This window comes from Cupriavidus sp. 21MJTG02-4, from assembly GCF_057798975.1.
The window spans coordinates 83220-108555 of sequence record NZ_JBYOJP010000006.1 but is presented as its reverse complement, the minus strand read 5'-3'; the positions used below and the strand labels follow the sequence as shown (position 1 = coordinate 108555).

Sequence of the window (25336 nt, the reverse complement as noted above, 5' to 3'; positions counted from 1 at the left end):
TTAAACGATGGACAAATGATTCGCGCATCAAAAGGCCCGGTTATTCAAAGCCGTTGCTTTCCGTGCCCGCATTTTCCCGCGCGATTATCTTCGTGACCCGAGGAAACAAATCAGAGGATAAAAACCATCGCTATCAAAGCGTTGACCCGATCCAGCCCTTCAGTAAGGCTGGTCGCCGGGACGGATGGCGAGACCGAGCGTTTCGGCGATATCCGTCATGTCTTCGTCGTCCTCGCTACGCGTGATCCAGCCGCCGTAGGCGTCGCCGTCCGTGTCCCAGTTCCACAGCGTATAACCGGCCACGCGCAGTTGCTGGTGGGCCAGTTCCATCAGTTCGGCCACGCTGGTGTTTTCCAGGAAGCTCTCGTCCTCGGGATCGTCGGTACCCCAGTCGACCTCCAGGTCCATGCGCTCGCACAGCTGGTTCATGCAGCCGATAAAGGACTCGCAGTCCTTCCAGTCGACGTAGAAGCCCGACTGCCAGTCGATCACCTCGCGGATCACCCACAGCAGTTCCTGGCCCTCGGTGTCGTCGTCCTCGGCGTCCAGCAGCGCGTCGGAGAACAGCGCCACCTGCGCCTCGGTCTGGGCGATGTCGCCAAGGTTGATCAGCGCGAAGAAGCGGTGGATGGCGTCCTGTGTATCGTCGTCCAGTGGTGTGACCATGTTCTGTTTCCTTGTTTGGTTCTTGCTATTCAGCCCGCGATGCCGACGATCTCGCGCTGGCCGCGCGGCGTGACCCGCAGCGCGCGCGATGTCGGCGTGGCCTCGACCCAGCCGCGCTGCAGCAGGGTGCCAAGCAGTGCCGCGCCCAGCGCGCCGCCAAGATGCGGCTTGCGCTCGCTCCAGTCGGGGCAGGTGCAGGCGAACTGGCGCCGTTTGCGGCGCGCGGCGCCCACGTCGATGCCCAGCCGCGACATCGCCTGCGCGCCATCGCCGCTCAGGTCCACGGCATTGCCGTCGACCACCAGCCAGCCTGCGCGCGTCATGCGCTCGAACAGCCCGACCGCGAGTTCGCCGGCGAGGTGATCGTAGCAGGTGCGCGCCTGCCTGAGCGCGGGCGGCGCGGTGCGCGACACCGGCACATCGCGCAGCCGCGGCGGGCGGCTCGCCAGCGAGGCCGAAGCCAGTGCCTCGATAGCGACACCGATCTCGGGCGCGGCCAGCCGGTAGTAGCGGTTGCGCCCGCGCGTCTCCACGGCGAGAAGTCCGCCTTCGCTAAGGCGGGCCAGGTGCCCGCTTGCCGATGACGCGGACAGGCCCGCGATCAGCGCCAGTTCGCCGGCGGGCCGCGCGCTGCCGTCCATCAGCGCCCACAGCATGGCCGCGCGGCCGGGGTCGGCCAAAAGGCTGGCCAGCTGGCTGATGCCCGGGGTGTATTCCATGGTTTGGTGGGGGGTGAAGGGTGGGATGAAGTATAGGCGCTGGCTGACGGTAGCTGATGGGCGGTGCTAATTAAGTTCTTACAAGCGAATTAAGTTCTTACCGACCGGTCGCTCGTGTTTCCTGTTGTACGACAAGGTCTTCGCGTTGCCAGTCTGATCGCCACCGGCTTCGCATATCCGCGGCCTGGGCGCTCTCCTTCATCACTTCGCCCAACTGGCCGGTGAGCAAGAGCCGGCCACTGCCCGGCGAACTGCTGGCTTCGATGAAGAGCAGATCGCCGCCAACAGGTGTCCAGGATTACGACACCGGTCGTCACCGACGGGGATTTGTAACTGCCGCTTGCTGCGCGAAAGCTGAAGTCTATGGTTACGTGTAACCCGTATGAGCAGCGGGTGATCAGTAAACGTAACCACATCCGGACCCGCCGGATGTGTTGGGGAGCGGACATGGCTATTCGACGCGAAGTGCCAGGTGTCAGGCCGTATGACGGACCGGCTGGCGGTTGGGGTGCGCTTCGGGCGACGACGCAAGCCATCCGGTTGCAGATGGAGACCGTGAAGGCGCCGATCACGCTGATGCGGACCAATCAGCCGGACGGCTTCGATTGTCCAGGGTGCGCGTGGCCTGACAAGGAGCACCGCTCCACCTTCCAGTTCTGCGAGAACGGTGCCAAGGCTGTCACTTGGGAGGCGACCACCAAGCGGGTTCCGCCGGAGTTCTTTGCGACCAAGACGGTGACGTCGCTGCTGCAGATGTCAGACTTCGAACTCGAGAACATGGGGCGCATGACCCATCCGATGGTCTATGACCGCGCCACCGACACCTTCCGCGCAGTCGAGTGGGAGGATGCGTTCCAGCGGATCGGGGAAATCCTTCGCGCTTTGCCGCCTGACCAGGTCGATTTCTATACCTCCGGCAGGGCTTCCAATGAGGCGGCTTACCTGTTCCAGCTGTTTGCGCGGGAATATGGCACGAATAATTTCCCGGATTGTTCGAATATGTGCCACGAGCCGACCAGCGTCGGGCTGCCACAGTCGATCGGTATCGGCAAGGGCACGGTGTCATTGGACGACTTCGATCAATGCGAGCTGATCATTGCGATTGGCCATAATCCCGGGACCAACCATCCGCGCATGATGGGAACCTTGCATGAAGCCTCACGCCGCAATGTTCCGATAATCGTGTTCAACCCGCTCCGGGAGCGGGCGCTCGAACGGTTTGCCGATCCACAGAACTGGCTGGAGATGGCCACGTACGGATCGACCAGGATTGCATCGACCTATTACCAGGTCGATGCCGGTGGAGATGCGGCCGCGCTCAAGGGCATCATGAAGGCGCTCCTGGCCATGGAGGCGGATCAGGGCAATATCCTGGATCGCGATTTCATCGCCATGTACACCGAGGGCTTCGATGCCTTTGCTGCCGATCTGAACGCGACGTCGTGGGAGGATATTGAAAAGGCGAGCGGACTGACCCGCCCGGATCTCGAGGCGGTCGCAAAGCTCTACGCGGAATCGAATGCGACGATCGTCACTTACGGCATGGGTGTTACCCAGCATAGCAAGGGGACAGCGAACGTCCGGCTGATTGCCGACCTGCTGTTCTTGCGTGGAAACTTTGGCAAGCCAGGTGCCGGCATTTGCCCGTTGCGCGGCCACTCCAATGTGCAGGGTAACCGGACGGTGGGGATCACGGAAAAGCCGTCGGAAGATTTCCTGAAGCTGATCGAAAACGTATTCGGCTTCAATCCGCCCCGGGAGCATGGGCGTGACGCCGTCAAGACGGCGCAGGCCATGATCGATGGAAAGTGCAAGGCGTTGATCTGCCTGGGTGGAAACTTCGCGGTGGCGCTGCCGGATTCCGGGCAGTCGTTCCCTGCGATGGGAAAGCTCGACCTGAGTGTTCACATCGGCACGAAGCTGAACCGCACGCACCTGCTGGTCGGGAAGGAAACCTACATCTTTCCGTGCCTGGGTCGCACCGAACTGGACGTGCAGGCCACTGGCCCCCAATCGGTGACGGTCGAGGATTCGATGTCGATGGTCCATGCCTCGGCCGGGAAGCTCCCGCCGGCGTCAGAACACCTGCGTTCCGAGCCGGCAATCATCGCGGGGATGGCCCAGGCAACCTTGCCGCACACAAAGGTGGCATGGTCTGACCTGATTGCGGACTATGACAGGATTCGCGACCTGATCGAGAAGACGGTGCCGGGATTCGAGGACTTCAATGACCGTATCCGGGTGCCGGGGGGCTTCCGCTTGCCGCTTCCGCCGACTGAACGGAAGTGGCCGACGCCATCGGGCAAGGCAGTGTTCTCGGTGTATGGCGGGGTGAAGGAAGACGCGGATGTCCTCGGCGGCGAAGACGTGCTGCGCCTCATGACCATCCGCAGCCATGACCAGTACAACACCACCATCTATGCGCTGGACGATCGCTATCGCGGCGTGTTCGGACGCCGCGACGTGCTGTTCATGAATGAATCGGACATGTCGGCGCGCGGGCTCGAGCATGGGGATCTGGTCGACATCGATACGATCGTGACGGGACGGAAGCTTCAACTGAAAGGGCTGACCGCCATCGCCTACGAGAACATCGTGCGGGGTTCGGTGGCCGCCTATTATCCGGAAGCCAACGTGCTGGTTCCGCTGGATTACATCGACCAGGAGAGTGGTACACCGTCGTACAAGTCCATTCCGGTGCGCGTACTGCGTGCGGAGGTGACCTGATCGCGGCAGGGAGTTGAAGGATTTTCAAGCGACTGCAGCGGGCCCGCCGACCAGTCGGCGGGCGATATCCGAGGCACGAAAAGGGTATTCGCGATTGATCCCTTCATGGCAGAAGGTCCAATACTATTATGGTGGGCCGGACATGCCATGATCGCATTCCTATGGAATGGATCGCTTCGTGCCATTGTTGGTGATCAAAAACAAATAACAGCTGATCTGATGCCAGGTAACCTTACCGAGCCCCAAGCCGTTTACAGCCCGATTACTCGCAGCGCGATCTTTATTGTCGCGACTATTTTGCCTGGCGAGGAGCACGCCGCTACCGTGCGTGCATGGTGTGCGGACGTCGCAGCGCTGGTTCGTGCCGTGGGCAAGCGTGTGCAGACCGGCAACCTTTCCTGCGTCTGCGGTTTTGGATCAGATACATGGGATCGCCTGTTCGGCCAGCCGCGCCCGGCATTGCTGCATCCGTTCCGTGAAATTGGCACTGGTACGCGCCGAGCCATTGCCACCCCGGGCGATCTGCTGCTGCATGTCCGCGCGGATCAGATGGATCTGTGTTTCGAACTTGCCGCGCAATTGATGGGGCGGCTCGGCAATGCGGTGTCGGTCGTTGACGAAGTGCATGGCTTCCGCTATTTCGACATGCGCAGCATGGTGGGATTCGTCGACGGCACGGAGAACCCTGTCGGCAATGAAGCGGTTCGCTTCACCATTATCGATGATGAAGATCCGGCATTCGCTGGCGGCAGCTACGTGCTCACGCAGAAGTACCTGCATAACATGGCAGCCTGGAATGACCTTACCGTCGAGGCACAGGAACGAATCATCGGCCGTGCCAAGGTGTCCGACATCGAGCTCGATGCAGCGGTCAAGCCATCGTGGTCGCATAGTTCGCTCACGACAATCGTTGAAGATGGCGCGGAAGTGAAGATCCTGCGCGACAACATGCCGTTCGGCCGGCCGGGCATGGGCGAGTTCGGCACCTTCTTTATCGGTTACGCCCGCTCGCCGGCGCCGATCGAGCAGATGCTCGAGAACATGTTTGTCGGGCGACCGCCCGGCAACTATGACCGCTTGCTCGATTTCAGCCAGGCCGTCACCGGTGGGCTGTTTTTCGTTCCGTCGGCGACACTGCTGGAAGCGCTCGCGGAGCGCCGGCCGGACACAGCCAATGCCGGATCCGGACATCGGGATGCGTCCACGACCGATACGCGGTGGCGCGACGGTTCGCTGGATATCGGTTCCCTCAAGGGGCCATCGGGACCCGATTGACCCGCTTCGTTCTGGCGGGCGACACGGATCCGGGATTCCGGCTACCTGCGTGGACCTTTACGTACTATTGTGGTTAGGCGATGGCGACCTCGCCGGCCGCAACGCTACTATTCTCGAGCTAGATTTCATCAGCGTGCTAGGACTAGCGGGTATCAGGACTTCTAGCTTGATACGACAGGTCTCATGAATCGCTACGCGATGCTGGAGCCGTTGCGGGAGCGCGAACAACGTGGGGCCGTGATTCCTGACCAGGAGACAAGTCCACCATGCCGACACTATGTGAAATCTGCAATGCACGCCCTGCCGTTGCCCGTGTGACCGTCGTGCAGGATGGCGAGCGCAAGTCGATGTCGATCTGCGACTACGACTATCGTCAGCTGATGCGTCACCAGAGCATGCTCAACCCGTTCGATTCACTGCTGGGCGGTGGCGGGTTGTCCCGCTTTTTCGATGACATGGGCCATGACGATCTCGGGATGGCGGCCGAAGTGCCACGTGAGTCCGTCGATGTCACCGATGCATTCAGCGAACAGACCATGGAGCTGCTGCAGCGCGCCGCGGAGAAGGCCCACGAATTGCGGCGCAATGAGCTCGACACCGAGCACTTGCTCTATGTGCTTGCCGATACCGATGTCGGAACGGCCTTGCTCAAGGAGCTGAAGCTCTCGCCGCAGGATATCAAGGGATATATCGACCAGCACGCGCAGACGGGAACGGCAGGCGCCGACGCGTCGATTGAAAAGATGAGCGTCTCGCCGCGTCTGAAGAAGGTGTTCCAGTACGCCTTCCAGGCATCACGCGAGCTTGGGCATTCCTATGTGGGCCCCGAGCACTTGCTGATCGGCCTGGCCGCGGTGCCGGACAGCATTGCCGGGACGCTGCTCAAGAAGTACGGCGTTACGCCCGAGGCGCTGCGTCAGAAGGTGGTGAAGGTGGTGGGCAAGGGCGCGGAGGATGGCCGGGTCGATACGCCGACGGGTACCCCGACACTCGACAAGTTCGGACGCGATCTGACGGCCATGGCGCGGCAGGGCAAGCTCGATCCGGTGCTGGGGCGCGCGCTCGAGATCGAGAACACCATCGAAGTGTTGGCGCGGCGCAAGAAGAACAACCCGGTGCTGATCGGCGAGCCGGGCGTTGGCAAGACAGCGATCGTCGAGGGGCTGGCGCAACGCATCGTCAACGGTGACGTGCCGGAAGTGCTGCGCGGCAAGCGGTTGGTGGAGGTCAACATCAACTCGATGGTGGCCGGGGCCAAGTATCGCGGTGAGTTTGAAGAACGCGCCAAGCAGCTGATCGACGAGGTGACGGCCAAGAACGAAGAGTTGATCCTGTTTATCGATGAGCTCCACACCATCGTCGGTGCAGGGCAGGGCGGCGGCGAGGGCGGCCTCGACATCGCCAATGTGCTCAAGCCCGCGTTGGCACGCGGAGAACTGAGCCTGATCGGCGCGACCACGCTGAACGAGTACCAGAAGTACATCGAGAAAGATGCGGCACTGGAGCGGCGCTTCCAGCCGGTGCTGGTGCCGGAGCCGACGGTCGAGCAAACCATCGTCATCCTGCGCGGGCTGCGCGACAAGCTCGAAGCGCACCACCAGGTCACCTTTGCGGACGATGCCTTCGTTGCAGCAGCTGAACTGTCGGATCGCTACATCACTTCGCGCTATCTCCCGGACAAGGCCATCGACCTGATCGACCAGGCCGCGGCACGGGTGCGCATCGGCTCCACGTCCCGGCCCCCAGACATGCAGGAACTGGAGGCCGAAATCGCCCAGCTCAAGCGCGAGCAGGACTATGCGTCGTCGCGCAAGCGCTTCGATGAGGCCAAGGGCTTCGAGGAACGCATCAGCGACAAGCAGAAGCAGCTCGATGAGAAAACCGAAGCCTGGCAGCGCAAGACGGGATCGGAAACGCTGGAGGTCACGGTCGCGGCAATCGCCGAGGTCGTGTCGCGCCTGACCGGCATCCCCGTCACTGATCTCACCCAGGAGGAGCGCCAGAAGCTTCTTAAGATGGAGCAGACGCTGCGCGAGCGTGTGGTGGGCCAGGACGATGCGGTGGTTGCCGTCAGCGACGCCGTGCGTTTGTCGCGCGCCGGGCTCGGTCAGGAACACCGCCCCATCGCAACCTTCCTGTTCCTCGGGCCAACCGGGGTCGGCAAGACCGAACTCGCCAAGGCGCTGGCGGAAACCGTGTTTGGCGATGAACAGTCGATCATACGCATCGACATGTCCGAATATATGGAGCGTCACGCGGTGGCACGGCTGATTGGGGCGCCACCGGGCTACGTGGGTTACGACGAAGGTGGGCAACTGACCGAACGCGTGCGGCGGCGCCCCTACAGCGTGATCCTGCTCGATGAAATCGAAAAGGCGCACCCCGACGTGAACAACGTGCTGCTGCAGGTGTTCGATGACGGCAGGCTGACCGACGGGAAGGGGCGCGTGGTGGACTTCAGCAACACCATCATCATCGCCACCAGCAACCTGGGTGCGTCGATCATCATGGACAACCTCGAGAAGCCAGAGGGCGAGCGCATGCCCGACAAGGCGTTGCGAGAGGCGTTGATGAAGGTGCTGAAGGGTCACTTCCGGCCCGAGTTCCTCAATCGCATCGACGACATCATCGTGTTCCATGCGCTCTCGCGCGACAACATCCGCTCGGTAGTGAAGATCCAGCTCGATCGCGTGTTGCGGACTGCGGCCGCCCAGGACATCACGGTGACGCTGAGCGATGCCCTGGTCGATCACCTTGTCGACGTCGGCTACCAGCCAGAATTCGGCGCGCGCGAGCTGAAACGGCAGATCCGGCAGGAAGTGGAGACCCGGCTCGCCAAGGAGATACTGGGAGATGCGCTGAAATCGGGCGACAGCGTGGAGCTTGGGTACGACAAGGACAAAGAGGAGGTGACAATCAGCAAGGTCGCTGCGGCTCAACCGGCGAGTGAAGCCAATGCACCGAAGGGCGCGTCCAAGAGCGCCCCGGCAAAGACCAGGAGCCGGCGCGCTGCCGCCGGCAGTGAGGCACCATCGGGGACTCCAAGCTCCTGAAGGGCGAGGCGAGTTTGGCTTTGGCGAGTGCGGAGACTTGAAGGAAGAGGGGCCGCGTGCGTCTTGACGGACGGGCGCGCGCACGCGGAATGGAGCGAGCGCAGCCCCTCTCGATGATTCCGGCCCCTGGTCTCCGGGGCTTGCGGCGGATCCAGGCTTGGCTGCTGCCACGCTAGAGAACAATCATGATAGTGCGGCCAAAGAGGAACTGGTTCAGCATGTTGTTCGTGTGGAACGGTTCGGTACTGCAGACGATAATTCCACAACTCATCTTCCTGGCAATTGTCAGTGGCTTCGCGGTCCTGACGCAGGGACGCATACTGGGCGAGAAGATCCCGCTCAACACCGCCCCGTTCACGTTGTTCGGCGTAGCCCTGACTATCTTCCTGGCCTTCCGGAACAACGCGAGCTATGAGCGTTTCAAGGAGGCGCGGCTGATCTGGGGTCATGTCCTGATCGCCACGCGATCGCTCACATCGCAGATGCTGAGCTACATTCCCGAGAGCGCAGGCGTGGACCGCATTCAACTGGTTCGCAGGCTGGTTGCCTTTGTGTATGCATTGAAGCATCAGCTGCGCAAGACCGACCCGGCCGGCGACTTCTCCAGGCTCCTTGGCCGGGAAGGGGAAGGGCGATTGCGGCTGAAGCACTATCGGGCGGTCGCGCTTCTCAACGACATCAGGTCCGAGATCGGCCGGCTCAAGTTTGCTGGCGTGCTTTCCAATGCGGATGTCTGGATGTTCGATACGCAACTCAATGAACTGGAGAGCACCGTGGGCGGGTGCGAGAGAATCGCTTCGACGCCGATCCCCTTCGCGTACGGCGTCTTGCTGCATCGTACCGTGTATGCGTATTGCATCATGCTTCCATTCGGATTGGTCGATTCGACAGAATTGTTCACGCCGATTGTCAGTGTGTTCGTGGCCTATACGCTGATCGCCCTGGAGGCGATCGCGGATGAAGTCTCGGAGCCGTTCGGCACTGCACCCAATGCGCTCGCGCTGGACGCCATCTCCTGCAATATCGAGCGCTCCTTGCTGGAGCTTTGCGGTATCGAGATTCCGGCAGAGAGGGTTCCGGATAGCCAGTACGAGCTGACATAAGTGATATGGCGCCAGGACCGGCCGGGCACTAGGAAGTACGAAGGCGTTGTGGATGCGTGTACACGACCAGGCTGCCACTTCGCACAAAGCCGGCCAGGGTAACGTCGGCTGCATCCGCCAGTCGCACTGCCAGGGCGGTCGGGCCGGAAACGGCTGCCAGGATTCCCGCGCCGATCGACGCGGTCTTCAGGACCATCTCATAGCTTGCCCGGCTGGTAACAATCACCGCGCCACGGGTGTGGTCCTCATTGCCGCGCGCGAGCGCGCCGGCAAGCTTGTCCAGCGCGTTGTGGCGGCCGACGTCCTCACGCACGATGGCGATCTGTTCATCGGCTCGCATCCAGGCCGCGGCATGCGTGGCGCCCGTATCGTGCAGCAAGCTCTGGTGCGCACGCAAAGTGGCAAATGCAGTGTCGAAGACCGCGGGATCGAATGAGGCCGAGCTGCGTACCGGTAGCGGTGCGCGTATGAGCTGATCCAGCGATTCGGTGCCGCACAGACCGCAACCGGTGCGGCCGGCCAGGGCACGACGCCTGGCCTTTAGGTCAAGGAACGCTTCACTTGCAATCGAGATTCGGACCGTGACACCGTTCTCGCCGGCTTCCGTATCGATGTCATAGATGTCGCTGGCACGCTCAATGATCCCTTCAGTGAGGCTGAAGCCAATCGCGAAGTCTGCAAGGTCGGTGGGCGTGGCCAGCATCACGGCGTGCGAGATCCCGTTGTACTCGAGTGCGACGGGGATCTCCTCGGCCAGACGATCGTTCTCGGTGGTCGTCTGGCCGCGACGCCACCGCCTGACTGCGAACGTGTGCTGGGGCGGCATGTCCTCGATACCGGCGCAAAGGCTTTTGTCTGGCATATCACGCTTCATTCTTGGGGCCGCTCCAGGATTGCCAGGGTACCAACATTGTCCGGGACGCCAGATCGGGATACGCGTCCATAACGATGCCGGCATACCGCTCGAACCGCGTCCGCGGTGCGGCAGGTCTATGTCTTTCCATGAAACCCGGGCAGGCCATGGGCGAGGTTGCCGGTTGCCAATATGGTTGCGCGCTTGACTGCTGCATGGAAGTCCGCGCTGATATCTTCAACGGCGATTGCGCGGCGGAAAAAGTCAGCCCAGACAAATTCGGCGAATGCCGTGGGCGTCTTTTCATAGCCGCCCGCATCCCTGACGTAGCCTGCCAGCGACCGGTACGGGTCGTCTAGGAGCTTTTCAAGATGATGGGGAATAGAGTCAAAGCGGTGCCGCACGCCTTGCTGGTCCAGCGGGTGTACCCACAGATTCTTATCCATTTCCAACCAGAATTTGTCTGGCTGCAGGGCCGAGAGATCGGCCTCTACCATGAAGTATCCGATATCGACACCAGCTTCCAGCGCGGCGCGTCCAAGATGGTGGTGATCCGTGATGTACAGCTTGCCGCCCGGCCCCTCGACGGCAGGGATGGGGTGTGCCTGCATGAATGCCCGTTGCTCCTTCGCCGTGATAGAGGCCAGATGCTTCTTCTTGTCTTGAACCTCGATCATGCCCACGGTGAGCTGAGTCGGGTGGAGTTGATGAATCAGGGCTTCGCGGATCTTCGGCATGCAAAACTCCCGGAGGTCTATTGCTCACATCGATGCCGGGTGGAACGATGCGTGCCGTTGGACCTGGAGACCAGACGCTGGTCTCAGTGAGTATAGGGCGACTGGCCGCGAAATAGTTTCAGCGCCCTCGTACGGCTATCATGTAACCATGAGCGTATCCGCGGGGCTGCAGGACGCCAGGCGGCATGCCCGCCAGTCGTCGGGTTTCGCGGATTCCGGGCGGCGCTGTCCGGGCTATCAACAGCTTGATTCTAGGTGCACGGCATGTCGAGTCTTCCCACGGAAGCTGTGGTGCGGCGCATGCCGTTCCTGACAGGGCTGCTACCCATCCATCGTGCACAAGTGCCGCGGGATATCGCCGCCGGTATCACGCTGGCGGCGCTCGGCATCCCGGAAGTGATGGGCTATACCAAGATCGCCGGGACGCCGGCGATCACGGGGCTCTACACGATCCTGTTGCCGCTGGTGGCGTTCGCCGTGCTGGGCGCGTCACGCCACCTGGTGGTTGCCGCCGATTCGGCTACCGCGGCCATTCTGGCCAGCTCCCTGGTGGCAGTGGCCAGTCAGGGCAGTCCCGAGTATGTTGGCCTGACGAGTGCCGTCGCGCTTGCCGTCGCCGCCATGCTCGTGCTGGCACGCATCCTCCGACTGGGCTTCCTCGCAGATTTCCTCTCTCGCAGTGCGCTGATCGGCTTCCTTACCGGCGTCGGCATACAAGTCGCGCTCGGCGAATTCGGGGGGCTGTTCGGCCTGCCCAGGCAAGGCCATGGCGCGCTCGCGCAAATCACGTCGACGTTCCAGCGTCTTGGCGAGATCAGTGTCGTGACCACCATGCTTTCGTTCGGGGTATTGGCCGTGATCCTGGGGTGCAAGCGCCTGGTTCCGCGCGCGCCTGGCGCGCTGATCGCCGTAGTCGGGGCCATTGCCTGCAGCGCGGCTTTCGATTTCCAGCGGTACGGGATCGAGGTAATTGGCAAGGTGCCGGGTGGGGTGCCGTCGTTCTCGCTACCGCTCTTGCATCTTGCCCAGGTGAACCAGGTGCTACTGACCGCGGCCTCCTGCTTCATTGTGATCATTGCACAGAGCGCGGCAACTGCGCGGGCTTATGCCAACCGCTACGACGAGCACGGCGACGATAACCTGGACATTGTCGGTCTGGCGGGTGCGAATGCGATGGCGGGGCTGACAGGTACCTTTGTCGTCAACGGCAGCCCGACGAAGACAGAAATGCTTGATGACGCAGGGGGAAGAAGCCAGCTTGCCCACCTGGCGACGGCATTCCTCGTCTTGATGGTACTGCTGTTCCTGACCGGCCCGCTGGGACTGTTGCCCACCGCGGTGCTGTCGGCGATCGTCTTTATGATCGGCGTGAAGCTGATCGATGTGAAAGGCCTGGCTGAACTGTACCGCATGCAGAAGGACGAATTCGTCATCGCCCTGATCACGGCTGGCGTCGTGGTGTTTGTCGACGTCATGCATGGGATTCTCGCAGCCGTGCTGTTGTCACTGATCGACCATACCCGCTATAGCTACCGTCTGCGCACCCGCGTGCTGACGCCGCTCCCGCACGGGCAATGGCAGGCGCACAAGGTGGGGCCCAATCTTTTTGCGGCGCCGGGCGTCGTGGTGTATCGCTTTGAAGCAGACCTTTTCTACGCGAATGCGGGACGCTTCATGGACGAGGTCCGGAAGCTTGTCGAACAGGGCAGTCCGCAAGTGAACTGGATTGTCATCGATGCTTCGGAAATCTTCAACGTTGACTACACTGCGGGGAAGGCGCTGCAACAGCTTTGCGAGGAACTGCAGCGGCGCGGAATTGGCATCGCCACGGTTGCAGTGCCCGAAGGCATATTGCCGGAGCTGAATCGGTATCGCGCGCTCGGTGTCCAGTTTGGCCACCCCGAGATATTCATGACCGTTGAGGCAGCCATTGCTGTCCTGCGCGATCTGCCACGCCCTGCGTCCACGCAGGATGCCTCGGTGACCGACAAGAGGTGCCCGACATAGTGCACGCGGTGCGAGGGCTACGGAGGCATCAGGTCCCTGTAGGACATGGCACCAGTGCCTGCGAGTCGCCCGCCATCCACGATGAGATACTCCTCCCGAATGGGCGTGCCGACGCAATGGCCGGGAGGCGCTTGACAGCGTCGGTGCCGGAGCCTATGTTGGGCAAAATCAGGTTCAAGCCGACGCTTGTCATCATGAGCGCCGACGGATACCTCTCTTCGCGAGAGGTGCTCAACGATCCTCGCTGAGGGGCGCATGATGACTGAGGTTACTTGGCTTGTTGTAGCTGACGGAGGTCGCGCGCGGGTCTTCGAAATGCCTGAACTCACGCTGGACCTGCAAGAGATCGAAGATCTCGTCAACACCGAATACAGTGGCACCGCCTTAACGGAGAAGGACCGCGAAAAATTTGCAAAGCGTGTGTCCGACTATCTCGAGCAAGGGCGGTTGCATCGGCGTTACCATCGATTGCGACTCGCAATCGAACCAAAATTTCTCGGTATGGTGAGAGCGAATCTGAGCGACGACACTCGTCGTCCAATATTCGAGCAAATTAGTGAAGATCTCTGTGCTCTCAATACTCGGGAGGTTCAGGCGTACCTGGAGCGACGATGATCAACTGACGTCGAGGTCATCACGCTGCGTGAAGGGGGCGGTCTGCATTTGTACGATGAAAAACGTGCCGCGCGTTCAGCCAAAGCCTCGATAGCGAATAGCATTTCGGAATAACTTCCGACAACTCAAATTCCTCACAAGCGCCGTCGAAGCGCGCGAGGTATGCGCCGCTCGAGCCGAAAGTCATCCACGAGGAGAAAACAATGACTAGTCGAGAAACCACATTGAGCGAGGAGTTTATTGCGCAACAACGTAGCCGCCTCGAGGCTCTACGCAAGGAGCTGCTGGGCGGGGAGGAACACACGATAGCGACAGAGCGAGTGGATCAAGAGCTGCACGGTGACGAAGCTGAGGAGTTTGAGGACGAGGCGCAGTCGATGGCGGAAGAGGAAGTAAGCCAAGCACTGCGTAATGTGAACGACAGACGTATCAACGATATCGAGCGCGCGCTTCAGAAGATCGATGAAGGTACCTACGGGCTTTCAGATGCGAGTGGTGAACCGATACCGGAAGCCCGTCTTGAAGCAACCCCTGAAGCTATTCTCACCGTTGAGGAGCAGCGTAGTCGCGAAGCCAAAGGATGACACTATCCGGACGCACAGATGGCGATCGGTCGGCCCGGCGGGGACCCGTTGTGCAGGTGACGCGGCGCCTGGTCGACTCTAGCCGGATGGCTCTCAAAAAACCAAAGATGCGGCCATATCAGTGTTTTGAGGGCGGAACACCCTCCCAGCGCATGAAGGCCCTTCGAAAATTGGCTACATCGTTGTACCCGAGCAGGTAGGCAACCTCTTTCACGCTCAATTTCTCAACCACCAGGCATTCCCGCGCAATTCGGTAGCGAGCGCTCCGCGGAGTTTGCCTCCCATGCCGGCGGGGGAAGCGAGATCACGCGTGGCCCCGACAGCCCGGCCTGCATCGTGGCGGATTTCGACCAAGGCGCCGGCGAGCGGCTCGCTCGAAACGAGGTGTTCGCCCCGGCTCTTGCGCCAATGCGTTGGTGGGATAGGGTTGTGGCTGGGCGCTTTCCGTCGAGGCTACTCCGTGCCGTGGAGTAGCCGGAAGGTTGGAGGTGCCAAGCCTCAGCGCACTCGCGGGGTTGCCTTCACTCGCGGGTTGCCTTGGGAGTCAGCCGAGCAAGCACACAATGTAATGGTCCGGGAGGGACAGATTGACCCGAGGGCCAGGCTGCCGCGTGGACATTTTGTCCACGACCCCGACTCGCCGCGCGGGCGGCGCACCGCAATCTGTTGATGGCAAAGGGAATCCGCCATAGGCATATGTCTTGCTGAATGACGCGCTCCAGCCCGCCGCGCCAGGCGCAAACACCTGGTGAAATAAGAGGCTCCCACTTCCAGGTAGGAGACGCCTTCTTGTCATATTTCGCGCAAGCGCAAACGCTCGACCCGGAGCGAGTTCCGGATCGTCGATGCTGCGGGATCAATCCATGGCTGTGATCCTGCGCCTTGCGTCATCTGTACCGGTGGCGCAAGGCGCCTGGCGATTCTGGCTTGCGAAACTGAGCTTGCACCGTTCCATGACAACTGTATCCCTCGCGGCCAGGCTGTCATCCGTACGCTAGTTCATAGTGTCGCGCGACACGCCGTCGTACCGGGCGAGGTCGGCGGCGAGGTCAAGGCCAACAACCCCTGTTCGGCGCGCCGGATGCCGACGCCAGCTAGCGGGCGTCCTGCGCCGTCTGCGCGAGGCTGCCACCAACACGTGGCGCGCGCACTGGCGTCACACAAGAACACACAGCAAAGGAAGAGGAGACCTGTCATGCCAGAAATCCAGAGGGTGACCCTGACGCAGTTCCTGATCGAGGAGCGCCGCCGCTACCCGGATGCCAGCGGTGGCTTTAACGGCCTGATCTTCAACGTCGCCATGGCCTGCAAGGAGATCGCGCGCGCTGTGGCCTTCGGCGCGCTGAGCGGCCTGCATGGCCGCGCCAGCGGCGCCGACGGCACAGACGCCGCCTTCAACGTGCAGGGCGAGATCCAGCAGAAGCTGGATGTGCTGAGCAACGAGGCCTTCCTGCGCGTCAACGAGTGGGGCGGCCACCTGGCCGGCATGGCCTCCGAGGAAATGGAGGCGCCGTACCAGATCCCCGCGTGCTACCCGCGTGGCAAGTACCTGCTGGTGTTCGACCCGCTCGACGGTTCCTCGAACATCGATGTAAACGTTTCGGTGGGCAGCATCTTCTCGGTGCTGCGCGCACCGCAGGGCGCCGAAGCCGTCAGCGAGCAGGATTTCCTGCAGCCTGGCACTGCCCAGGTGGCGGCCGGCTACGCCCTCTACGGCCCGACCACCATGCTGGTGCTGACCGTCGGCAATGGCGTCAATGGCTTTACGCTCGATCCCAACCTGGGCGAGTTCTTCCTCACGCACCGTAACCTTCAGGTACCGGCCGATACCCGCGAATTCGCCATCAACGCTTCCAACAGCCGCTTCTGGGAAGCGCCGGTGCGGCGCTATATCTCCGAATGCATGGCAGGACAGAGCGGCCCGCGCGGTAAGGATTTCAACATGCGCTGGATTGCCTCGATGGTGGCCGAGGCGCACCGCATCCTGATGCGTGGCGGCGTCTTCATGTACCCGCGCGATACCAGGGATCCTGCAAAGCCGGGGCGTCTGCGCTTGCTCTACGAGGCCAACCCGATCGCCTTCCTGATGGAGCAGGCCGGCGGGCGCGCCAGCACCGGCCGCCAGCCATTGATGACGGTGGCGCCGCGAGCGCTTCACCAGCGCATCGGCGTGGTATTTGGCTCGCGCAAGGAGGTCGAGCGCATCGAGGGCTATCACACCGACCAGTCGGACCCCGATCTTCCCAATCCCCTGTTCAACGAGCGCAGCTTGTTTCGCGCGTCCGCCTGAGGTGCACGGCCATGTCAGAACGTTATCCCATCATCGCCATTACCGGTTCCTCGGGTGCCGGCACGACCTCCGTCACCCGTACCTTCGAGAACATCTTCCGCCGCGAAGGCGTGAAATCCGTGGTGATCGAAGGCGACAGTTTCCACCGCTATGACCGCGCCGAGATGAAGGTCAAGATGGCCGAGGCCGAGCGCACCGGCAACATGAACTTCAGCCACTTCGGACCCGAGAACAACCTGTTCGGCGAGCTGGAGAACCTATTCCGCTCGTACGCCGAGTCCGGCACCGGCATGCACCGCCACTACCTGCACAGCGCGGAAGAGGCCGCGCCGTTCGGGCAGGAGCCAGGTACCTTCACCGAGTGGGAGCCACTGCCCCAAGACACCGACCTGCTGTTCTATGAAGGCCTGCACGGCGGCGTGGTCACCGGCGAGGTCGATGTGGCCTGCTATCCCAACCTGTTGATCGGCGTGGTGCCGGTCATCAACCTGGAGTGGATCCAGAAGCTGTGCCGCGACAAGAAGCAGCGCGGCTATTCGACGGAAGCGGTGACCGACACCATCCTGCGCCGCATGCCGGACTACGTGAACTACATCTGCCCGCAGTTCTCGCGCACGCATGTGAACTTCCAGCGGGTGCCGTGCGTGGACACGTCCAACCCGTTCATCTCGCGCGAGATTCCCGCGCCCGATGAAAGCATGGTGGTGATCCGCTTTGCCAATCCCAAGGGTATCGATTTCCAGTACCTGCTGAGCATGATCCACGACTCGTTCATGTCGCGCGCCAACACCATCGTGGTACCGGGCGGCAAGATGGAGCTGGCCATGCAGCTGATCTTCACGCCCTTTGTGCTGCGCATGATGGAGCGCCGCAAGCGCGCCGCGCTGTGAACCGAAGTGATGCAAGGACACTCCAGATGAACGCCCCCGAACGCATCGACTCCGCGGCGCGCTGTGCCAAGGCGCTGCGCTTCCTGGCCGCGGATGCAGTGGAACAGGCCAAATCAGGCCACCCCGGCCTGGCCCGACCGCGACCGCTTCGTCCAACGGCCATGCTTCCATCCTGCGATATCCGCTGCAGCATCTCACCGACTACGACCTGCCGATGTCGCAGCTGCGCCATCGGGAACCACCGAGCTGCTGCGCATCGCGCTGATCCAATGACACCTGAGATGCCATCGATCCAGAAGATTTGGGGATATGAGAGCCTCAATTCGGGCGGCAGTTCAGCCAGCGCCGCCCAGGTAGCGCTGACCGAGGGAGGCCCTGCCAGGTCAGGCGTGGAGAAAGAGACAGGGCGCATCTATGCCACCCGGCCAACGCATGCGGCGTGATGTCTAGGAACTGGATTTGCACTAGCATGGAGTGCGCTCCAAGTGAGCGTAAATTTCATGCAAATATACCAAGGAGAAGAAACAAGCACTGATGCGCGTTAGACGCATCAGAGGGCAAGTCTCGGCTCTTGAGCAGGCACTTGAAGAGGGTGCTGAATGCGCGGCCGTTCTTCAGCAACTCGCTGCCGTCCGCGGTGCGGTCAACGGTTTGATGGCGGCGGTCCTTGAAAGCTATCTGAGGGAGGAGTTTCCCAACAGTGAGGTTAGGAGTGATTCGCAGAAGAAGTCGATTGACGAAACGATCTCTATCGTTCGGTCCTATCTCCATTAGCCCGCGCCAAGGTGGTGTCCGGTGAGGGGATTTAATTTAGGAAAGGAAACGAAATCATGAAATCACGTGCAGCTGTTGCCTTCGGGCCCGGAAAGCCGCTGGAAATCGTCGAGATCGACGTTGAGCCGCCACGTAAAGGCGAGGTTCTCGTAAAGATCACGCATACGGGCGTTTGTCATACCGACGCCTTCACTCTGTCCGGCGATGATCCAGAAGGTGTGTTCCCGGCAGTGCTCGGCCATGAAGGCGCTGGCGTAGTGGTTGAGGTCGGTGAGGGCGTCACCAGCGTCAAGCCGGGGGACCACGTGATCCCGCTCTATACCGCTGAATGCGGCGAGTGCCTGTTCTGCAAGTCCGGCAAAACCAACCTGTGCGTGGCTGTACGCGCTACCCAGGGCAAGGGGCTGATGCCCGATGGTACGACTCGCTTCTCCTACAACGGACAGCCGCTTTTCCATTACATGGGCTGCTCGACCTTCAGCGAATACACGGTGGTCGCTGAGGTTTCGCTTGCGAAGATCAATCCGCAAGCCAACCACGAGCACGTCTGCTTGCTGGGTTGCGGCGTCACAACTGGCATTGGTGCCGTCCACAACACGGCCAAGGTGCAGCCGGGTGACTCGGTGGCCATCTTCGGCCTCGGCGGTATCGGGCTCGCCGCTATTCAGGGGGCACGTCAGGCCAAGGCTGGTCGCATCATCGCAATCGATACCAATCCGGCCAAGTTCGAACTGGCCCGTTCGTTCGGTGCAACCGATTGCCTGAACCCCAATGACTATGAGAAGCCGATTCAGCAGGTCCTCATCGAAATGACCGGATGGGGTGTCGACCACACCTTCGAGTGCATCGGCAACGTCAACGTCATGCGTGCCGCCTTGGAAGCCGCTCACCGTGGTTGGGGGCAATCGATTGTCATCGGCGTCGCCGGTGCGGGGAAAGAAATCTCCACCCGACCGTTCCAGCTGGTTACCGGCCGTGTCTGGAAAGGCTCCGCCTTCGGGGGAGTCAAAGGACGTTCCCAGCTTCCCGGCATGGTGGAGGACGCAATGAAAGGCGAGATAGATCTTGCCCCCTTCGTCACCCACACCATGGGTCTCGAAGACATCAACAGGGCCTTCGACCTGATGCACGAGGGCAAGTCGATCCGCTCGGTGATTCACTACTGAGACCATCGCATGGCGCGGCTTGCTACCTCATGTGGAGTCCGGACTTCTGACTCTCGTCGGAGGGACCACCGAGCATCCGGGTCTGGCCGCCAATACCGCGCTTCTCTCCAGAGCGCAGGTCTACACGCTTGAACCGCACTCCGGCGATGAACTGCAGCAGCTCTGCGAACGCGCGCTCCCCCATCTCCAGGATGTCACGCTGGATTCGGACGCGCTGGACTGACTTGCTAAAAGGCTTCGCCGAAGGGGCTCACCTGGCTGCGTTCGCTCGATGACGCAGCACAGAGTGACGCCGACTCTTGATCGATCTTCAACTGGAATTTGAGCCGCTGCGCCACCTCACGAACTGCAGGTTAAAAAAATGCCAGATACTTCTTTCGGTGAATCCTCTTGTATCGCTGCGGCGAGTGGCTTCGTGGAAGTGCGCGGGGCGCGCGAACACAACCTCAAGGAGGTGGATGTTTCGATCCCGCGCAATGCAATGGTGGTGTTCTCAGGAGTTTCCGGTTCCGGCAAGTCCTCCCTGGCCTTCGGCACCATCTATGCCGAGGCACAGCGGCGCTACTTCGAGTCGGTGGCACCGTATGCGCGGCGGCTGATCGACCAAGCGGGTGTACCGGACGTCGATGCCATTGACGGCCTGCCGCCGGCAGTAGCGCTGCAACAGCAACGTGGCGCGGCCAACGCGCGCTCTTCCGTGGGCAGTGTGACGACCTTATCCAGCCTGGTGCGGATGATGTACTCACGCGCTGGCGCTTATCCGGCAAACCAGCCGATGCTGTATGCCGAGGACTTCTCGCCGAACACACCTCAAGGGGCATGTCCGACATGTCATGGACTGGGCCATGTGTATGAAGTAACCGAAGCCACCATGGTGCCGGACCCGTCGTTGAGCATCCGCGAGCGGGCAATTGCTGCCTGGCCGCCAGCCTGGCATGGGCAGAACCTGCGTGACATTCTGGTTTCCATGGGTTACGACATAGACAGACCGTGGAAAGACCTGCCAAAGAAAGACCGCGATTGGATTCTGTTCACCGAGGAAACACCCACAGTACCGGTATACGCTGGCTTCACCCCTGCCGAAACTCGCTCCGCTCTCAAGCGCAAGCTGGAACCAAGTTACATGGGCACCTTCACCGGCGCGCGGCGCTATGTGCTGCATACCTTTGCCAGCACACAGAGCGCACTGATGAGAAAGCGCGTATCCCGCTTCATGGAAGGCAGGCTGTGTCCCGCCTGCCATGGCAAACGGCTCAAGCCCGAAGCGCTTTCGGTGACGTTCGCGGGGGTGGACATTGGCGAGTTCATGCAAATGTCGCTGGACCGGTTGGAGACGTTGCTCGAACCCATTTCTCGAGGGGATTTCCGCGCCCATGCGGCCGGAGCGGCGACCGACAAGGAAGCGACCCGGCGTGACCGAGCCGAGCGCGCTGCATCGGGTCGCGCCACGCACACGGTCACACCGGACGTGCGCCGCACTTCCGCGTTATCAGAGGAAAAGCGCTTGGCCGCTCAACGCTTGGCTGGCGGAGTGGTGGCGCGGTTGCGTCAACTTCGAGGCTTGGGCTTGGGCTACCTGACACTGGACCGTGCCACGCCTACCCTCTCGGCCGGCGAACTGCAACGTCTGCGGCTCGCCACACAACTGAGTTCCATGTTATTCGGCGTAGTCTACGTGCTCGACGAACCTTCGGCAGGGCTACATCCCTCCGACAGCCAGGCGCTGTACGACGCGCTCGACAAGCTTCGCGATGCGGGCAATTCGGTGTTCGTGGTTGAACACGACCTGGAGTTGATGCGGCGCGCACAATGGTTAGTGGACGTCGGACCTGATGCCGGTGAGCGCGGGGGGCGCGTGCTTTACAGCGGCGCCCCCGCCGGCCTGCGCGAGGTTGCGCAATCACGCACCGCACGCTACCTGTTCGATGAGATCCCCGCGCAAACCAGCCGCGGACGCAAAGCGTCCGGCTGGCTAGAGCTGCAGGGAATTCATCGGCACAACCTGCGCGGCGTAGATGTACGCATTCCATTGGGCGTGCTCACCGCCGTCACTGGCATCTCCGGCTCCGGCAAGTCCAGTCTGGTTGCGCAAGCTCTTCCCGAGCTGATGCTGCTGCATCTGGGCCACGAACCAGAGGACGAACCGGCCGACGGAGGTACGAGCGAGGGGCCGGCGGTAGTCGACGTTACCTGCGGCCACCTGGCTGGTGATGTGGATGCCATTCAGCGCCTTGTGCAGGTGGACCAGAAGCCGATTGGCCGCACCCCGCGCTCCAATCTGGCGACATACACCGGCCTATTCGATCAAGTGCGCAAGCTATTTGCCGCCACGCCAGATGCCCGCCGCCGTCGGTTCGATGCAGGCCGTTTTTCATTCAATGTGCCAAAAGGGCGCTGCGATACGTGCGAGGGAGAGGGATTTGTCAGCGTCGAACTTTTGTTCATGCCTAGCGTGTATGCGCCTTGCCCGACGTGCCATGGTGGGCGCTATAACGAGGCCACGCTGAAGGTACTCTGGAACGGGCGCAACATCGCCGAGGTGTTGCAGATGACGGTAGATGAAGCGCTTGATTTCTTCGCCAATGAAGAGGTAATAGCTCGCCCGCTTCGATTGCTGCGGGAAATCGGGCTTGGATATCTGCGCCTGGGACAGCCGGCCACCGAACTCTCCGGAGGCGAAGCTCAACGCATCAAGCTCGCGACAGAATTGCAGCGCAGTCAGCGCGGACGCAACCTGTACGTGCTCGACGAGCCAACCACCGGGCTGCATGCGTCGGACGCCGATCGGCTGCTGGTACAGTTGCAGCGCCTCGTCGATGCGGGCAATACCGTGGTGATGATCGAGCACGACATGCGTGCGGTGGCGCAGTCAGATTGGGTGATGGACGTGGGGCCAGGCGCGGGTAACGCCGGTGGCCGTCTGGTGGCTACCGGTACCCCGCATCAGGTGGCACAGGTGCCGAGCAGTCGAACGGCGCCGTATCTTGCGCAGGAGCTGGCGCGGACCGAATCGAGCGTACCGGATCGTCGTCGCAGACAAAAATAGCCTGTGCCCACTTATGGCGCAATGCTTACGGATGCGGAAATCAGGAAGAGCGCGCCTCGCGAGTTGCAATATCGGCTCGCCGGCGGTGGCTGCATGTACCTCGAGGTTCAAGCCAGCGGGGAGCGTTACAGGCGGCTGAAATACACGTCAGTTCCCGCGACAACATCGCTGAGTTCGCCGCAAACTTCACTCTGTTGAGATGTCCGCGAGCGTCCAAGTCTTTTCGAAAAGGGCTGCCTCAGGTCCATAGAACCGGAAGGATGCGAACCACTGCTTGCCGGGCTCGGTATAAATCCAGTTTTCAACTTTGCCCTCGGGTGGGTGCGGTCCGAAGTAGATGTCGACGGACCCATCTGCATTGCGCTGCAGCCTCTTGTCGAGGGAATCGAGGCCGATGCGGGGGGCGCGGCGAAGAAACGCGGCAGTTTCGCTGTCATACACGTTGATCGCCCAGAACTCCCGTGCCGGCACCTGCGGTGGCACGCGCAGATGATAGCGGCCCGAGCCGTCGAACAATTGTCCCTGCGCGTCGCGCCAGGCTGTCAGGTAGAAGGTTGCCTTGCCCAATTTCTGCGGCATCCCGTAGGCGAGGAAGAACGTTGTGCCGCGCATCTTGGTATCAAGGCGTTGGGCGTCACAAAAGGTGAAGGCGGTCTTTGCGCCCGCCGTGCCCGCCGAACTGGTTCCCCATTGCGAGCCCGGCCACCAGGGGCGAGAGCCGTTCACCAGAGTCTGGCGAAATCCGGTCCTTGCCTCTTCCGCAGCAGCGCGCAACAGGGCGCGCGTGGCGGGATCGGGAGCGAAGGGCTTGCCCGGTTCGATGCCAAAGGCACGCAGACGGGCGTAGGCGTCGGCATCGCGCGTCGATGGCGGCTCCTCGCTCACCATGCGGGCCAGGCGTTGGAAGAACGTGTCGCCGAAGCGCACGATGCCGTCAAACAGCTTGCCGTCCATGTTGATGAAACGCTGCGGCACGGTGCCCGGCGCCGCCGACAGGCTGGCCACGCGCAGCCTCCGGATGACAGCGCTGGCCATGTCGAGATCGCCTTGCGACGAGGTCTTCGGAGTTATCCGGAACAGGGCATAGCCGTTGTTCGTGGAAACCCGCACCGGAATGACGCCGGCGGGCACGGGGCCATCGAACCCGGGCGGCAGCAGCAAGTAGCGGCCGCCCTTGCCGAGGTCTTCGCCGTCCTTGCCGATATCGGCGCGCGGAGCCTGCCATGCGTCGAGCATGCTGCCGAATATGCCGACGTCGCCGGCAGGGGGAATGTCCACTGCGACCGGGCCGTCTTTCAGGTTGAAGTTGAAATAGACGTAGAGCGACGTCGAATTCGGTGTGGCGGTCTGATTGCGCCAGTCTGCCGGGCGCGACCAGTAGACAATGTCGTTGTAGCGGGCACCTGCGTCGCGAAAATATGCCTCGCGCATGGCGTCGACGCTGACGATGGGCATGCCCCAGATGGCGGCCTCCACGGCCTGGCTGCGCAGGTCTTCGGCCGGTGCCATGGCAGCGGCGAGTGGCGATGTGGCAGCGGGCACGGTCTGGGCGATGGCGGGCTGGAGCGACAGGGCGGCCGCAAGGGACAGCAGGCCCCAGGAGGGTGAGGATTGCACGATGTTCTCCGGCAATGGGTTTATTGGACGGGCTGGGCCTCTGGAAACTTCCAGCGGCCATCGAGTACCTGCGCGCGCGGCCGGTACAGGCGCACCATGTAGTTCCAGCCGGGCGTGACGGGCAGACAGTTGGCCTGCTTGCCATCGCAGCCCCCGAACTGCACCGACACGGCGCCGTCGGCATCCTTCCTTGCCACTACATTGTTCAGCGTGTACGCCCCCTGTGCATTCGGCTCGAAGTAGCCCTTGGCGTTGTAGACGCTGATCGACCAGAAGCCGTCCACCGGCACGTCGGCGACGCGCAGGCGATACACGGTCACGCCGTCGTTGCGAGCCGGCTTCACGTTGAGATAGATAGCGTCCTGCCGGGGATTTCCTCCCCACGCGATGGCCGTGCCGATCAGGTGGTGGACCGGCGAGACTTTGCCCGGCATGCCGAAGGCATCATTCAGGTTCGGCAAGGTTTCACCCAGCGAAGCGAGCGCGTCGCGCACGCGCTTCTGGCTGCCCGTGTCCCAGTCCGGCACCTCGAACCGTCCCCGCGCGCCCTGTCGCAGCGTGATGCCGTCCTGGAGTGCGTGGAGTGTCTGGACATCGGCGGGATCGCGTGTGTCGACCAGCGTGCGCACGCCAATCATCAGGTAACGCGTACCGGCCTGGTCGCGCGTGAACGTGTAGGGCCCGTTCCCATACGCAACGCTCGTCACATAGTGGTCTTCGTTGATTGCGATGACCGAGCGGAAGCGCTTGCCTGTGTCGGGCAGCGTGATCGTCACGGGACCCGCGTCGAGGTCAAAGACGCCGGTCGAGTAGGCGGTGTCGCGGTTGGCGCGCACGACGGATTGCCGGTCAATGGGCATCACGTCGCGTTGGTGGCGCAGCTTGCCGAAGCCACCCTGCTTCACGATCGTGGCGAAGTACATGTCCGACTCGGCGCGCACGAAGTTGTCGGCCGTTACCGTGGCCGGCGCGGTTTGCGCCACCGACGGCAAAGCGAACCATGCGACCGCCGAAAGCACCGCGCTGCAAAGGGTACGAGCGCTCAGGTTCATGGCGTCTCCTCTCACGCATACAGGAATGCCATCCTTGCGCAAGGCCGGCGGGGACAATGCGCCGCGCCGCCGCAGTATGGCTCCGGAAGCCTACGTCCGGGAGATGCCCCTTGTCTCCTCCCTATTTGGACAGGGCGACTTTCCCTGCCATGGGGCGCGCGG

Annotated in this window: 18 protein-coding genes and 3 pseudogenes; 13 read left to right on the top strand and 8 right to left on the bottom strand. The window is 62.0% G+C overall.

What is annotated here, in order from left to right:
- Positions 1 to 159: 159 nt before the first annotated feature.
- The 3 genes and pseudogenes from AC3FKH_RS14200 to AC3FKH_RS14190 form a co-directional block, all read right to left on the bottom strand.
- Entirely contained in the window at positions 160 to 666 is a 507-nt protein-coding gene (locus AC3FKH_RS14200) for a DUF6630 family protein (protein ID WP_488676443.1), read from the bottom strand.
- Between the two features lie 29 nt (positions 667 to 695).
- Positions 696 to 1385, bottom strand: a complete 690-nt coding sequence (locus AC3FKH_RS14195) for an ArsR/SmtB family transcription factor (RefSeq protein WP_488676441.1) — start codon at positions 1383 to 1385, stop codon at positions 696 to 698.
- Between the two features lie 151 nt (positions 1386 to 1536).
- Positions 1537 to 1683, bottom strand: a pseudogene (locus tag AC3FKH_RS14190) (S16 family serine protease); the annotation flags it as partial.
- A gap of 149 nt (positions 1684 to 1832) precedes the next feature.
- Between AC3FKH_RS14190 and AC3FKH_RS14185 the strand changes: the two are divergent.
- The 4 genes from AC3FKH_RS14185 to AC3FKH_RS14170 all read left to right on the top strand — a co-directional run bounded on the left by AC3FKH_RS14185 (position 1833) and on the right by AC3FKH_RS14170 (position 9543).
- Complete coding sequence (locus AC3FKH_RS14185; RefSeq protein WP_488676439.1) at positions 1833 to 4112, top strand: FdhF/YdeP family oxidoreductase; 2280 nt, start codon at positions 1833 to 1835, stop codon at positions 4110 to 4112.
- 219 nt (positions 4113 to 4331) lie between these two features.
- On the top strand, positions 4332 to 5387 hold the full coding sequence (locus tag AC3FKH_RS14180; RefSeq protein WP_488676783.1) for a Dyp-type peroxidase: 1056 nt from the start codon (positions 4332 to 4334) through the stop codon (positions 5385 to 5387).
- A 266-nt stretch (positions 5388 to 5653) separates the two neighbouring features.
- Positions 5654 to 8440, top strand: coding sequence for an ATP-dependent Clp protease ATP-binding subunit (locus AC3FKH_RS14175; RefSeq protein WP_488676437.1), 2787 nt, complete (start codon positions 5654 to 5656; stop codon positions 8438 to 8440).
- A 185-nt stretch (positions 8441 to 8625) separates the two neighbouring features.
- On the top strand, positions 8626 to 9543 hold the full coding sequence (locus AC3FKH_RS14170) for a bestrophin family protein (protein ID WP_488676435.1): 918 nt from the start codon (positions 8626 to 8628) through the stop codon (positions 9541 to 9543).
- A gap of 28 nt (positions 9544 to 9571) precedes the next feature.
- Here AC3FKH_RS14170 and fdhD read toward each other — a convergent pair whose 3' ends face one another.
- Both fdhD and AC3FKH_RS14160 read right to left on the bottom strand, forming a co-directional pair.
- A complete protein-coding gene (gene fdhD, locus AC3FKH_RS14165) occupies positions 9572 to 10417 on the bottom strand; it encodes a formate dehydrogenase accessory sulfurtransferase FdhD (protein WP_488676433.1) in 846 nt (281 codons plus the stop codon).
- A 116-nt stretch (positions 10418 to 10533) separates the two neighbouring features.
- Complete coding sequence (locus AC3FKH_RS14160; RefSeq protein ID WP_488676432.1) at positions 10534 to 11133, bottom strand: ParB-like protein; 600 nt, start codon at positions 11131 to 11133, stop codon at positions 10534 to 10536.
- A gap of 264 nt (positions 11134 to 11397) precedes the next feature.
- Between AC3FKH_RS14160 and AC3FKH_RS14155 the strand changes: the two genes are divergently transcribed.
- The 3 genes from AC3FKH_RS14155 to AC3FKH_RS14145 all read left to right on the top strand — a co-directional run bounded on the left by AC3FKH_RS14155 (position 11398) and on the right by AC3FKH_RS14145 (position 14339).
- Positions 11398 to 13140 carry a SulP family inorganic anion transporter gene (locus tag AC3FKH_RS14155; RefSeq protein WP_488676430.1) on the top strand — a complete coding sequence of 581 codons (1743 nt, stop codon included), beginning with the start codon at positions 11398 to 11400 and terminating at the stop codon, positions 13138 to 13140.
- 255 nt (positions 13141 to 13395) lie between these two features.
- On the top strand, positions 13396 to 13755 hold the full coding sequence (locus AC3FKH_RS14150; protein WP_488676428.1) for a host attachment protein: 360 nt from the start codon (positions 13396 to 13398) through the stop codon (positions 13753 to 13755).
- 203 nt (positions 13756 to 13958) lie between these two features.
- On the top strand, positions 13959 to 14339 hold the full coding sequence (locus tag AC3FKH_RS14145; RefSeq protein ID WP_488676427.1) for a TraR/DksA family transcriptional regulator: 381 nt from the start codon (positions 13959 to 13961) through the stop codon (positions 14337 to 14339).
- Positions 14340 to 14457: 118 nt separating this feature from the next.
- Here AC3FKH_RS14145 and AC3FKH_RS14140 read toward each other — a convergent pair.
- Positions 14458 to 14595 (bottom strand): annotated as a pseudogene (locus tag AC3FKH_RS14140) (helix-turn-helix domain-containing protein); the annotation flags it as partial.
- A 939-nt stretch (positions 14596 to 15534) separates the two neighbouring features.
- Here AC3FKH_RS14140 and AC3FKH_RS14135 point away from each other — a divergent pair.
- From AC3FKH_RS14135 to AC3FKH_RS14110, 6 genes and pseudogenes are all read left to right on the top strand, one after another.
- Positions 15535 to 16629, top strand: a complete 1095-nt coding sequence (locus tag AC3FKH_RS14135; protein WP_488676425.1) for a class 1 fructose-bisphosphatase — start codon at positions 15535 to 15537, stop codon at positions 16627 to 16629.
- A gap of 11 nt (positions 16630 to 16640) precedes the next feature.
- The gene (locus tag AC3FKH_RS14130) at positions 16641 to 17519 is read left to right on the top strand and encodes a phosphoribulokinase (RefSeq protein WP_488676423.1); all 879 of its coding nucleotides are present in this window, start codon (positions 16641 to 16643) and stop codon (positions 17517 to 17519) included.
- A gap of 26 nt (positions 17520 to 17545) precedes the next feature.
- A pseudogene (locus AC3FKH_RS14125) lies at positions 17546 to 17751 on the top strand (transketolase); the annotation flags it as partial.
- Positions 17752 to 18014: 263 nt separating this feature from the next.
- Positions 18015 to 18293, top strand: coding sequence for a formaldehyde-responsive transcriptional repressor FrmR (frmR, locus tag AC3FKH_RS14120; RefSeq protein ID WP_488676782.1), 279 nt, complete (start codon positions 18015 to 18017; stop codon positions 18291 to 18293).
- A 56-nt stretch (positions 18294 to 18349) separates the two neighbouring features.
- Positions 18350 to 19459, top strand: coding sequence for an S-(hydroxymethyl)glutathione dehydrogenase/class III alcohol dehydrogenase (locus tag AC3FKH_RS14115; RefSeq protein ID WP_488676421.1), 1110 nt, complete (start codon positions 18350 to 18352; stop codon positions 19457 to 19459).
- Positions 19460 to 19820: 361 nt separating this feature from the next.
- Positions 19821 to 22505 carry an excinuclease ABC subunit UvrA gene (locus AC3FKH_RS14110; protein ID WP_488676420.1) on the top strand — a complete coding sequence of 895 codons (2685 nt, stop codon included), beginning with the start codon at positions 19821 to 19823 and terminating at the stop codon, positions 22503 to 22505.
- Between the two features lie 186 nt (positions 22506 to 22691).
- Here the strand turns inward: AC3FKH_RS14110 and AC3FKH_RS14105 are convergent, their stop codons facing one another.
- Together AC3FKH_RS14105 and AC3FKH_RS14100 are read right to left on the bottom strand one after the other, a co-directional pair.
- Complete coding sequence (locus AC3FKH_RS14105) at positions 22692 to 24122, bottom strand: DUF1214 domain-containing protein (protein ID WP_488676418.1); 1431 nt, start codon at positions 24120 to 24122, stop codon at positions 22692 to 22694.
- 20 nt (positions 24123 to 24142) lie between these two features.
- Entirely contained in the window at positions 24143 to 25174 is a 1032-nt protein-coding gene (locus AC3FKH_RS14100) for a DUF1254 domain-containing protein (RefSeq protein ID WP_488676416.1), read from the bottom strand.
- Between the last annotated feature and the right edge of the window lie 162 nt (positions 25175 to 25336).